This is a genomic window from Microvirga antarctica (genome assembly GCF_017921815.1).
Classification (GTDB): Bacteria; Pseudomonadota; Alphaproteobacteria; order Rhizobiales; family Beijerinckiaceae; genus Microvirga; species Microvirga antarctica.
In genome coordinates, this window is record NZ_JAGEMM010000001.1 from 782,755 (window position 1) to 795,365 (window position 12,611).

At 62.0% G+C, this 12,611-nt stretch carries 6 protein-coding genes; 4 read left to right on the plus strand and 2 right to left on the minus strand.

Annotated features, from left to right (window positions below; genetic code table 11):
* Positions 1–133 precede the first annotated feature (133 nt).
* From J4G32_RS03885 to J4G32_RS03895, 3 genes are read left to right on the plus strand one after another with little or no spacing between them, the layout of a single operon-like run.
* Entirely contained in the window at positions 134–712 is a 579-nt protein-coding gene (locus J4G32_RS03885; protein WP_210484644.1) for a hypothetical protein, read from the plus strand.
* 10 nt (positions 713–722) lie between these two features.
* Positions 723–1,088 (plus strand): hypothetical protein, encoded by a 366-nt coding sequence (locus J4G32_RS03890; RefSeq protein ID WP_210484647.1) that lies wholly within the window; start codon positions 723–725, stop codon positions 1,086–1,088.
* Between the two features lie 3 nt (positions 1,089–1,091).
* Positions 1,092–4,280 carry a hypothetical protein gene (locus J4G32_RS03895; protein ID WP_210484649.1) on the plus strand — a complete coding sequence of 1,063 codons (3,189 nt, stop codon included), beginning with the start codon at positions 1,092–1,094 and terminating at the stop codon, positions 4,278–4,280.
* A 627-nt stretch (positions 4,281–4,907) separates the two neighbouring features.
* Here J4G32_RS03895 and cckA read toward each other — a convergent pair.
* Positions 4,908–7,442 (minus strand): cell cycle histidine kinase CckA, encoded by a 2,535-nt coding sequence (gene cckA / locus J4G32_RS03900; RefSeq protein ID WP_210484651.1) that lies wholly within the window; start codon positions 7,440–7,442, stop codon positions 4,908–4,910.
* A 373-nt stretch (positions 7,443–7,815) separates the two neighbouring features.
* On the opposite strand from cckA, the gene J4G32_RS03905 reads away from it, so the two are divergent.
* Positions 7,816–9,051 (plus strand): flagellar biosynthetic protein FliO, encoded by a 1,236-nt coding sequence (locus tag J4G32_RS03905; RefSeq protein ID WP_210484659.1) that lies wholly within the window; start codon positions 7,816–7,818, stop codon positions 9,049–9,051.
* Between the two features lie 259 nt (positions 9,052–9,310).
* Here the strand turns inward: J4G32_RS03905 and J4G32_RS03910 are convergent, their stop codons facing one another.
* A complete protein-coding gene (locus tag J4G32_RS03910) occupies positions 9,311–12,274 on the minus strand; it encodes an autotransporter outer membrane beta-barrel domain-containing protein (RefSeq protein ID WP_246504753.1) in 2,964 nt (987 codons plus the stop codon).
* Positions 12,275–12,611 lie beyond the last annotated feature (337 nt).

Sequence of the window (12,611 nt, forward strand, 5' to 3'; positions counted from 1 at the left end):
CGTCAACCTGATCCTGCGTCTCCCATTGCCTGCTCTCCGCCTCCAAGTCCGCCATCAAGAGCCCTACGCCAAACGCCGATTTCCAGGATTCGCGCGCCCGATTGTCCAGCTCCTTCGAATCGGGAGCCGGACAATGGCAAGCAAGAGAATACGCGACTTCAAGAAAGAGTATCAGGCCCGCATCGCCCGTGGCCTGGCAAAAGGGAAAAGTCGGGCGCAGTCCCGCGGACACGCTAGGGCGAATGATCTGCCTTCAGGTACGGCCGGGACGATCGACGCCGAGAGCCCGCTGGAAAAGGCCCTAAAACTGATGAAGCAGGGCATGTCGCAAAAGCAAGCGGCGAAGGCTGTAGGCGTTTCGGCTGAAAAGCTCCGAAGGTATCAAAAGCAGAATACGACCTCCGTTCGCCAGGGACGGCGATGGGTGATCTCCGATAGCCGTCCGGTCTCCATGGTCATGGCGACGCGCGGGAAACTGAAAACAGTCACTCTTCCCCGTGACGCTGGCGGCGACATCGGTCGGCACTGGGTGGCCATTAACAAGTTCTTGGAAACTAATGATCCGTCCCACCTCAAGCCTTTCGTTGGCCGAGGCCTGCGCGATAATCAGAGTCTGCTCCATCCATTCGAGACCCGCCCAAACATCTTGCGGAAGCTCGATAGTGTGGGTGAGCTTTCGTTTGTCGATATCTACCGCCAGACGGTGCAGTGAGAGCACCGTCATGGATAAGTTTGAACGATACATGAGCCGTGCGAGAGCATGCCGCCGGGCCGGAAGGGCTCAGCCCAGCGCGCTTTGGGGGTTCGAGAGTTGGGCAAGTGACCGGCGAGAATCCCATCACGTTGCCCGAAAGAAATATGGCGACGCCACGTTGGACATCCCAGTCAGCATGCACCGCGAGTTGACGCGCCGCCAAATGGAAGAACATCCTGAAGAGGGGCCTGATTCTTCAAATCCAACGGAAAGACTGGGCCGTCACCTTCTGGGCTTGTCGGATATTTTCGAGTGTTTTGCTGACTTCTTTCGCTATCTCGGCGAAACGCTAATCACCGCTGCCAAAAATGGGGCGGCATCAAGTGGGAGATAAAATATGTCAAGCGATCGTGTCTTTGCAAATGACATGGTCGAGCCGATCGATCGACAAATCATTTCCCTCCGGGCCTACGTGACGCGGCCTCCGAAAGAGGCCAAGCGGAGCCGCCAAAGTACCGATCGGCTCCCCCGGACCCCAGCGAGCGAATGGGTCCTCGTCTTCGACTGCGAAACCCGGACCACGCCCGATCAGCGATTGCGATTCGGTGCGTACCAGCTTCGATATCGAGGCCAGATCTGGGAACGAGGGGTGTTTTACGAACCAGCCGTGCTCTCCCTGGATGAAGAAACCCTGCTTCGGAACTTTATTGGAAACGACCCACCGGGTCCTGACGGCGAACGCGTCTGCTTCAGAACGCGGTCTGAATTTGTCGAGGAAGTATTTTATCAGTCCGCCTTCGACGTCGGCGCGCAGATTGTCGGATTCAATTTGCCCTTTGATCTCTCACGCCTAGCCATTCGCCATAGCAGCGCACGCGGGTCGATGCGCGGCGGCTTCAGCCTCGAATTGGCCGGATCGCGCGAGCACATCGTCGTCAAACACCTTTCACAACGGGCTGCGTTGATCAGGTTCGCTGGCAAACGCCTTACAAGGGGCGGGAAAGGGGACTTCAACCCGGACGAAAACCATGAGGTCGATAGAGAGGCGGGGCCGGATCGCGGCTATTTCGTCGACGTAAAGACCCTGGCAGCAGCATTAACAAGCGGGTCGCATTCGCTGGACTCGCTTTGCAGACTTCTTGAAGTACCAACCGCAAAGGAGGCGTCAGACGACCACGGTGGGCCATTGACGGACGAATATGTACGCTATGCGTTGCGCGACGTGCAAACGACCTGGGAGTGCTTTGCCAAACTGGCCAAACGGTTTTCGACCTTCGGTCTGGTTGGGACCGGTCTCTACGACCTCTACAGCGAGGCCAGTCTCGGCAAGGCCTATCTCAAAACAATGGGCATCAAGCCGTGGCGGGACGTTCAGCCCGACTTTCCACCGCATCTCATCGGCCATATTCTGAGCGCCTATTACGGCGGCCGATCAGAGGTCCACATTCGCCGGGAAATTGTACCGGTGATCCACTGCGACTTCCTGTCGATGTATCCCACTGTCTGCACTCTCATGTCTTTATGGACATTCGTCAGGGCGGATGGGATCAAATCCGCGGACAGGACCAAGGAAATCCGGCAATTGGTGGCTACGCCACGCGCTCAGTTAGTCGAACGACTTCGCCACAAGGAGGGATGGCAGGGGCTCACGGCGCTCGTCCAGGTTCGACCCAAGCGAAATCTGTCCCCCGTCCGGGCTGAATATGCGGACGCCGAGACCGCAACCATCGGATTGAATTTCCTCACATCGGACGAACCAATGTGGTTCACCCTCGCCGATGTCTTGGCCTCACGGATTCTGACCGGCGAAACACCGGAAATCGTTTCGGCGATTCAGTTTGAGCCCTCTCAACAGCAAACTGATCTCATGACGATCAAGGTTGCGGGGCGGGAAATTGACCCCGCATCCGATGATTTTTACCAGCGCCTCATCATCCACCGGAATGCGCTGAAGGCGCAATTGAAATCGGCCTCGGACACCGAAAGGCCTGCGCTCAAAGCTGATGAACAGGCGATCAAGGTTCTCGCCAATGCGACGAGTTACGGCATATTCGTTGAGCTGAACGGGGAGGAATATAACGCGGCGAAGCCCATGTTGGCTTATGGCGCTGGCCCAAAACCGCTGAAATTCAGTTCAAAGAAGTTTGAAAAGCCCGGTCGATATTTTCATCCCTTGCTCGGCACGCTGATTACAGGCGCGGCGCGTTTGATGCTCGCGCTGGCCGAACATCAGGTCGCCGAACAGAAGCTCGATTGGGCCTTTTGCGATACCGACAGTATCGCCATCGCCAATCGATGTGGATTGCCGCCAGACGAGTTTAAATCAAGAGCGCTCCTGGTTCGCGATTGGTTCAAGGATCTCAATCCCTACGATGAAGACCGCTCCATTCTGCAACTGGAAGATGTGAACTTCCCGGTTGGAAAAGCCGGGGATTTGGCATCCCTTGAACCGCCGCTTTGTCTCGCTGTCTCTGCAAAGCGCTACGTTCTTTTCAACCGGAACGGAACCGCCAACATCATTCGCAAGGCGTCCGGCCACGGCCTCGGCCATTTGTTGGCCCCATACGACGAGCTCGCAGTCCAGCGCCGGGCTCGCATCGAGCGGATTGGTGTTCCCCTTTGGCAAGAGGACCTTTGGCAGGAGATCATCCGCGCAGCGCAGTCGGATACACCCGATCAGACCCGATTCATGGAAATGACCGGGTTCGATGCCCCTGCTGGCAGCCAGTACGCAGCGACTACGCCGGAACTGCTGTCTTGGTTTAAGGGATACAATGAGCGCCAGCCCGAGGGGCATCGCGTCTTTCCATTCGGCTTTCTGCTTTCCCTGCAAGCGAAGTCCCGGCTTGAAATGGCCAAGGACCAACCCGAAGGTTTATCCGATCAACTTTGGCGCATGCGCGAGCCACGTCCTGCCGCACCATTTTTCAAACGGTCAACTGATGCGAAGGACCACGCCTTTGATCGTGATCTGGATATCCCCATTCCCGCGTCCTGGCTCAAATCCCACGGGCGCAGCCTGATCCGATATCATATGCATCCTGAGACGAAATTCCGGGGTGGTGAAGCTGATCAGCGGGGACCGCTCACCCGCCGTCATGTGTTCGCTCTGAGCCATCGATCGATTGGCAAAGAAAGCGATAGCATCGAAGAGAATGAGTTTATCGGAGAAGATCTAGCCCAGCTCAAGCAGCCCCTGCTTTCAACAGATCGCCAAAAGCTGTTGGAATTCATTTCCAGCACGCAGGAAAAGCGCCGGATCAGCGATCGTGCTTTGATCGATAAAGCTAACGTTTCTCATCACACGTTGCGAAAGCTCCGCCAAGGGGAGAGCATTGATAATCGGTCGCTGGAGGGTCTGATTCGGGCTGCAAATTATTTCGCGAGCGAGGCCGATTTCAGCAAGGCGGCCAACGAGATAGCCCTCGAAGGCCTCAGGCGCCTCCACACCCGCTTTGGCGGTCGGAACGCCTTGGCGAAGCATCTCCGCGTTTCAGGTCCCTACCTTGGGCGGGTTCTCAGCGGAGAAAAGCCGATGACCAAGGCACTAGCCGAAAAGGTCAAATCCGCAGTTCGGGACATTTGAGCAGAGGTTTTTCCGGCTCAGGTGGTGCCCAGACCGCGGCTCACGCGAACTATCGCTATATCCCTTTTTGTTCTCGTTAAAACACGTGGAGACGGCGCCTGTTCGAGCCACTCTCGATCAATCCCGAGCCCAAGCTCGACTCCGTCCCGTCCAGGTGCTCCAATGCTTTCGATAGCGTGGAACCATAGATGAACATTCAAACCGCTGTAGACGCGATCAACTCGAAGCGGTGTCTAGAAGTCCAATATGACGGCTATCGTCGCATCGTCGAAGTCCACCAATGCGGATACACAGCCGACGAGCACGCCATCATGCTGGTTTGGCAAGTGAGCGGCGGAAGCAAGAGCGGAGAACCTGCCGGCTGGAAGCTCTTACGCCTTGATGAGACGCGAAGTCTTCACATGACTGAGGAAGCGTTGAGAGGGCCACGAGAAGGCTATCAGAGAAGCAATAAGGCCATATTTCGGATTGTTGCCAGGCTATGAATAAATATTCGGCTGGCTCTTACATATCAGAGTCTGGTCTGATTTCTGGTCTAGACGTGGTTGTCTTCCTCTATAATGCGTACGACCCCCTTGTCGACCTGGGTTCAACGGGTTCTCAATTGCCCTGACGGACATCCCCACATCACGTCCCCCCAATCACCTGCTTCACCGTTTCCACCAGTTGCCGCAAACTGAAGGGCTTGGGCAGGAAGTTGAATTCCTCGCCTTCGGGCAGGTTGCGGCGGAAGGCGTCTTCGGCGTAGCCGGAGACGAAGATGACCTTGAGGTCGGGATAGAGCTTGCGCAGCTCGCCCAGCAGCGTCGGGCCGTCCATTTCGGGCATGACCACGTCCGACACCACGAGGTCGACCGGGGCGCCGCGGTCCAGGATGATCTGCATCGCCTCGACGCCCGAGGCTGCCTCCAGCACCGTGTAGCCGCGCGCCGACAGGGCGCGGGAATTGACGGCGCGCACGGGGTCCTCGTCCTCGACGAGCAGGATCGTGCCCTGCCCGGTCATGTCGGCTGCCGGACGCTTGACCGTCTCGGGCTTGATATCCTCGGGGAGTTCGTGCGCCTCGGGGATGTGGCGTGGCATGTAGATGCGGAAGACCGTGCCCTGGCCGAGTGTCGAATCGACGTCGATGAAGCCGCCCGATTGCTTGACGATGCCGAACACCGTCGACAGGCCGAGGCCGGTGCCCTTGCCCATTTCTTTGGTGGTGAAGAACGGCTCGAAGATCTTCTCGATCACGTCGGGCGTCATGCCGGTGCCGCTGTCTGAGACCTCGACCACCACGTAATCGGCCGGCGGCATGCCGCTCACATGGAGGCGCGCGGCCTCGCTTGCCGACACGTTGGTGGTGCGGATCACGAGCTTGCCGCCATCCGGCATCGCATCGCGGGCATTGACCGCGAGATTGACCACCACCTGTTCGAACTGGTTGACGTCGGCCTTCACGAACCACAGGTCGCGGCCGTGGCTGAGATCGAGTTCGACGCGCTCGCCGAGCAGGCGCTTCAGCAGCATCGACAGCTCATAGAGCCGGTCGTTGAGATTGAGCACTTCGGGACGCAGGGTCTGGCGGCGCGAGAAGGCCAGCAATTGCCGCACGAGGCTAGCGGCCCGGTTGGCGTTCTGCTTGATTTGCATAATGTCCTGGAAGGACGGATCTGTCGGCCGGTGGTTGGCGAGCAGCAGGTCGCTGTAGCCGATGATGGCCTGCAGCACGTTGTTGAAATCGTGCGCCACGCCGCCGGCCAGCTGGCCGACCGCGTTCATCTTCTGCGATTGCGCGAGCTGCTCCTCGACCTTGCGGAAATCCGTGGTGTCGAAGGCGTAGAGGATCGCGGCCTCGCCATCGGCCGCATTGTCGCTCACCGGCGTCACCCAGACGCGCACGGACCCGCCCTTTTCGCCGGCGGTGTGCAGCTCCAGCGGCGGCACCTCGCTGCGGCTGTCGCCGGCAGCCTTGAGGGCTGCTGCCACCTGCGCGCCCTCGCCATCCCGGAAGGCATGCGCGATGAGCGGCCCCTCGCCGCCCTCACCCGTGCGCGGCAGGGTGCCGAAAAGGCGCGTGAACGGCGCATTGGCCTGCAGGATCCGGCCATGCCGGTTGACCGTCGCGATAGCGATCGGGGTGTTGTTGAAGAACCGGGCGAAGCGCACCTCGGCGGCGCGCTGGCCTTCGTCCACATCGAGACCGGGCGAGCGGTTGAGAACCAGCGTGCGCGACGCGCCCATGGCGCCGTCCTGCCCGAAGGCGATGCGGTGATACAGCCGGACCGGCAGGAACTGGCCGTTGCGACGGCGCAGGTCGAGATCGAAGGTTTCCGTGCGCACGCTGCCGGGCTCGCCCGAAAACGACGTCATCATCGCCACCACGTTGCGGGGCACGATGTCAGCGAGCCCAAGACCGCCGGATCCGACCTGCGCCAGATCGTAATCGAGCCAGGAGGCCAGCGTCGCGTTGAGATAGACGATGTTGCCGACCGGATCGATCGATAGGAAGCCTGCCGGCGCATGATCGAGATAGTCGATGGCGTGCTGCAGTTCCTGGAAGACGTTCTCCTGCCGCTCGCGCTCGTGGGTGACGTCGGAAATGATCCAGAGAGCCGCCTGGGTGCCGTTTCGCGGCAGGGCGCGGACGCGGACGCGATACCAGCCGAATTCCTGTGTCCCGCCGAGGGAGGGAGAGAGTCGGATTTCTTCCGAGCCAGTGCGGTGCTCCCGGGCCGCCTGCGCCAGGCGATAGATCGCCTCCGAGACCTCCGGCGCCCCCGTGAACAGATGCTCGACGGCCCGTACGTCGCCGCCCGCGGCTCCCGCGAGGTCGAGATAAGCCTTGTTGGCATAGACGACCCGTCCGTCATCCTCGACGATGACGAGCCCATCGCCGGAGGTGTCGGCCATCACCTTCGTGATATCGTTGCGCGCTGATTTGCTGCCGAACTGCATCACACCGATGGCAATGGCGAACAGGAAGAACACGCCTGCCATGGCGAAGAACGCCAACAAGGCGAGGATCAGCGGTTGGGCCTGATCGCTGCCGAGATAACGCAGGCTGAGGATCGCCCCGACGAGGATCGTCGCCAGCAGAAGTACGAGCCCGATATGGCCCGGGCGGTCGGAGCGATCGATTGGTTCGCCCTGTGGCGGTTCGCCCTCATGAGCCATGGAGTGTCGATATCCCTAAGGAATGGAGGCGCGGTTCAAACGCGCCGAGATCTGCACGATCGGACGAAGACTCATAGTACACAGATTTATTGCTCGACCGCTAAGCCTGCCGCAAGAGGGCGCGTTGCGCCGCAAATGCCTGTGCGTGACGCTCCGGCGGAGGGTAAGCGGCAGATTTCCCTACCGAAATGCAGGCGGATGGTGCCTGCGTGTGCCGAGCGACGAACCGAAGTTGGAAACGCGCGTTAGCATTCCTCGCGGATTGCATCGTTAACCATCCATTAACCTTGCGGCTCCCTTTGCCGATCGATGTGTTACAACGCCATTCAGGAAAGTGGCCTCTAATGGCCCATACAACGCTTGAGAGTTCATCGTGCTGTCTCAATTTGGTATCGAAGCGTCACGGGCGGCCCAATATGCCATCGCTTTCGCGATCATTCTCGTTCTGGTCGCCTTGTTCGGTCTCGTTCTCCGAAAGTTGACCGGCGGGCGCCTGATGATGAGCGGGCAGGATCGCTCGCGGGCCCGTCAACCGCGCCTGGGCGTGGTCGATATCTACGACCTCGACCGGCAGCGCCAGCTCGTGCTGCTGCGCCGCGACAATGTCGAACATCTCCTGCTGGTCGGTGGCCTCAACGACGTGGTCATCGAGACGAATATCGTGCGTGTCGCGGGCGCGCGGGTCCCGGCCGCCGCCGCCGAGCAGGGTCCAGAGCGCTTCGAGCCTGCTTTCGAGCAGCCGCGGCCCCAGGTCGAGACACCGGGTCGCCCCTCCATCGAGACGCAACTCGCGGCACAATTGGGCTCCTTCATGAAGCGGCCGCAGGATGAGCCCGAGGACGCGGCCGAACCGCCGGCCCCGGCGAGCGCCTATCCCGCACCCAAGCCCGCGCCCGCGCCCGCGTTCAAGGCTGAGGAACCGGTGCAGCCGGCGCCAAGCGAAACGCGCCGTCCGGATTCCGCTTTTGCGGATCTCTCGGCAGTGCCGCGCACCATGCCCGAGCCGCCCGCCATCCGGGTCGAACCGCGCTACACCCCACCCCTGTTCCAGTCGCGCCCGACGCCGCAGCCTCCGGCTCCTCCGCTCCCCCCTTCGCCCCCGCCAGCCGCGATCTTCACGCCGGAGCCTTTCCATGCGCCTGAGCCGCCGGTCGTCGAGCGTGCCGGGCCGGATGCGGCCGTCCTCTCCGACATGGCAAAGCAGCTCGAGGAAGCGCTGAAGCGACCGGCTGCAGCGCCCGAGCAGGACGAGCGCGTACCGCCGGCGATCGAAGATAACCCTGCTTTTGAAGACGAGTTGCTGGAGCCTGTGGCGCCCCCGGCCTTCGGACCAGGCTCTTCCGCGACTTTTCGCGAGGTCGACGTGACCAGCGAGGATATCGTGATCGAGAGCGAGATCGTGGAGGTGTCGCATCGCGACGCCATCCCCAGCGAGCCTGACGCGACGGAGCCCGTCATCACGCCAGCGCCTCCTCCGCCTGCTCCGGCTGCGAGCGCGCCTCCGAAGGCCGAGGCCGACAAGGTGGCCGACCCCTTCTCGGTCGAGGAGATCGAGGCGGAATTCGCCCGCCTGCTCGGCCGTCCGCTCGATCCGGGGAAGAAGGGCTGACGCTGTTACCGGAATGGAAAAAGGGCTCCGCTTGCGGGGCCCTTTTTTTGTCTGGCGCGATCCGGTTCAGGCAGGCCCGAGGCGCGTCAGGCCGCGATGTCTAGCGGACAGAAGCGCACCCACCCGGCAGTGTCAGCAGGGACATGCTTGACCTTGCGGGAGGAGCACAAGCCCGGAGGGTCGCGTTCTTCAGACACCGATTCCTCATCGGGACAGGGAGAAGCACCCTCCCCGCTCAGCGTTGTGCAGTTCCGCCTGTTCAGAAGTTCCAGGTGAGCCCGCCCTTGACGGCGTTCTGCTGGGCGCCGTCCGCAAGCTGTCCGATATAGGACAGGTTCAGCTTCACCGCGTCGGTGACCTGCAGCGTCGCCCCCACATCGAGAAGGGCCGAATTGGTGGCGAGCGGAACGCCCGTGACGGAGAGGGGTGATCCGGCAATGCCGGCAAAGCCCATCCGTGCTGCCGGGGTGACGTCCCCGAACGCGTGCTGCCAGCCGATCGAGGCATGCGGCACGAGCACCATGCCGTTGCCCAGCACCATTTCAGTCGCAAGCCGCAGGCCGAGGGTGGTGTAGCCCACATCGGGGGACGCACCGCCGCCGGTGAGGCCGATCGAGGCGGCGCTCTCGGTAAAGCTGCGGCTGTCGAGATGCGCCCAGGCAAGTCCCGCGAACGGCTCGAGGGCGACCTTGCCGAGGGCGATCCCGTAGCCCACTTCGCCGAACATCTGGAACAGGCCGGCATTGTACTGCGCGTGCGCGCTGTCGCTCACGCCGGGGAACACCACGACGCGCGAGGTATCCACCTGCGAGAGGGTGTAGCTCATGCCGCCGCGCACCTTGAAGGCGCCGAAGCTGCTGCCCGCATAGGCGGCCACGAGGCCGCTATCGGCCTGTGCCGAACTGGCGAGGGCGCCGATGGACGTGGTCGACTGGGAGTAGCCCAGCGCTCCACCCAGATAGGTGTCGGCACCAATGCGCTTGTCGAAACCGCCCACGACGCCGCCAAGTGTCGTCGAGACGCTGGACGCGTTGCCGTTGCGATCGAGATTGCCCCAACTGCCATAGCCCTGGGCCCAGACGGCCAGACCTGCCGTTCGGTCATAGGCCAGGGGTGCCTTTGAGGCACTGGCGAAGGTGCCGCCGGCGCTCTTCGGCGCAGCCCTCGGATCAGCACGGTAGGACAGCATGTCGCCGCTGTAGCCCAAAGCCGATTCGGCCCCTTGCGTGCCGTCATAGGAGAGCTGGCGCAGGCGGCTGAGCAGGAGCTCCCGGGTGAACACGCCGTCATTGACCAGCACGGATTGTTCGCTGGCATGGATCTCGCCGGAAAGAGAGCCCAGCGCAGCCGGGAGTTGCGACGCGCTCAGGCCATAGAGGCGGCCCAGCGCCGAGGCGGTGGCATTGCCGGTATCCGCGAGGGTGCCGGCGTTGAAGGCGCGGTCGACCGCGCCGCCCGTCGACGCCTGGTTGAAGGTCAGGCCGCTTTGCTGGGCCATCTGCGAGGTCAGGTTCAGCGCCACGCGGGTGTCCGAATAGGCCAACGACGCGCTGACGAAGCTGGGCAGGCCTGACGTGATGAGCGTGGTGAAGGTGCCGGTCATCCCGCCGGTGGCGAGCAGCAACGGATAGGTGTTCGACAGGGTCGAGGTCTGGAACGGAACGGAGAGCGTGCCGGCAAGCCGCGCAATACCCGTCACGCCGAGCGCATCGTTGCCGTCATCGCCTACCCTCAGGGAGAGCGTGCCGGCCGAGGTCTGGGCGTAGATGCCGCTGAGGAGATGCGTGATGGGGATGCCGGTGCCGGTGACCCCGATCCAACCGCTGTTCTCGAACCGCTTCTCAGGGCCGGCGGTCGCGGCGATCCGGCCGTCGATGATGCCGGTATTGACGATCACGCTGCCGAAGCTGTCCGGCCCGGTGCGCAACGCATCGGCGACGGCGGGAGCCTGCAGGGTGCCGGAGTTCAGCAAGGTGCCATAGAGGCCGTGCATCTCGACCGCGGCGCCGACGCCGCCCGTGGCGACGACCGTGCCGGAATTGGTCAAGACCCCATAGGTTTCGCCCCGAATGCCGATGCCGCCCCTGCCGCTGACCCGGACAGTGCCGCTATTGACGATGTCGTCGCCCTTGCGGCCGGAGAGAGCGGCCGCATTGGAGGCCGATGACGTCAGGGCGCCAGTGTTGCTGATCGGGTTGTAGATGCCCGGGATGGTCGCGACGTAGCCGTTGGGCGTCGTGGAGCCGGGCAGCAGATAGATGCCCACCACCTTGTCGCCATAGGCGGAGTTGGACGATACCAGCGTGGCGCCGGGAATGTTGATTTCGTACCAGGTCGGGATGCCCAGCGCATTCACGTGCAGGACGCCCGCATGCACCACGCCGTCGGCCGTCACCCAATCGGCCACCATGTTGTATTCGCCGGAACGGCCGGCCCCGGTGATGCCTTCCAGATGGGTGATGATCGCGGCGGGATGGTCGTAGGTGGACCATTGCTTGGTAATCTTGTTGTAGAGGTAACCATGCTCGAAGCCGATGCCGCCACCGGGCCCCACATTGGCATAACCGCCCGCGATCATGTCGCCATACACGCCATAAGCCGTCGTGCTGACGGCGCCGGGCTTGTTGTTGGTCACATAGGTGCCGGTGGAGATGGTGTAGATCGCCGCATTGCCGGTCGCGAGACGGGTATCGTAATTGCCCACCACCGTATCGCCGAACGTGCTGTGGGCGATGGTGAAAAGGGTCGGGTTGCCGGGCGCGCTCGGATAGGCCAGCGGAGTGATCTGCCGGCCAGGCGCCGCGGCCCCGTCATAGAGATAGCTGAGATCGTAGGGTGACGACGCCGTGGTCAGGTAACTGCCCACAGTCCGCAGGACGCCATTCGGGTTGCCGAAGCTCGGTCCGTAGGGCGATGAACCGATCGCGTCGGGGAAGTTCACCCCGTTGGCCGTGGCAACCGGCATGGCCGACCACTGGCCGGAAGTCATGTTGTAGAGCAGCCCGCCCGTCGCCGTGGTCCCCGGCACCACATAATTGCCGACGATGTTAGTGCCGCGGATGCCGGTCAGGAATGTCCCGGTCGTGCCGAAGTTCAGCGTTGTATAGGGCGTTGGGGCCTGCGCCTGCGCGGCGGAGCCGAGGGCGCAGAATGCAGAGCCGACGATGGCAAAACGGGCACAAGACGACAGCAGGCGTCTACGAATTATAGCGTTGTTCTTCAACAGACCAGCCCCACCCTGAAATGCAATGCCGAAATGACTAGCAGAGCCAGAGTTGGAAGCTAGTCGGATCGCGACAATTTGCGCCAGGTGACGCTGAGGAACCAAAAACGAATGGCCGCGTGATCTTTTGAACACAGTGGCACCGTCGCACAGCGCCGGCCGTCCGTTACGTCATTTACGCCGAGGTCTTCCGGCCGCCGTGCAGTCATCATCGGCAACCGTCTTGCGCAGCAACACTTTCCACATGGTCAGCCGCGTGAACCCACCCGTGAGCGAGTCACTTCCGTCTTTCGAGACGGTTGCTCACAGCCGGTGAGGCCTGGGCCGGAGCCATTCC

Excerpts from the sequence above, each read along its gene's own strand:
- J4G32_RS03895 (WP_210484649.1), top strand. The coding sequence starts at position 1,092 with ATGTCAAGCGATCGTGTCTTTGCAAATGACATGGTCGAGCCGATCGAT.
- cckA (WP_210484651.1), bottom strand. The coding sequence starts at position 7,442 with ATGGCTCATGAGGGCGAACCGCCACAGGGCGAACCAATCGATCGCTCC.
- J4G32_RS03885 (WP_210484644.1), top strand. The coding sequence starts at position 134 with ATGGCAAGCAAGAGAATACGCGACTTCAAGAAAGAGTATCAGGCCCGC.
- J4G32_RS03890 (WP_210484647.1), top strand. The coding sequence starts at position 723 with ATGGATAAGTTTGAACGATACATGAGCCGTGCGAGAGCATGCCGCCGG.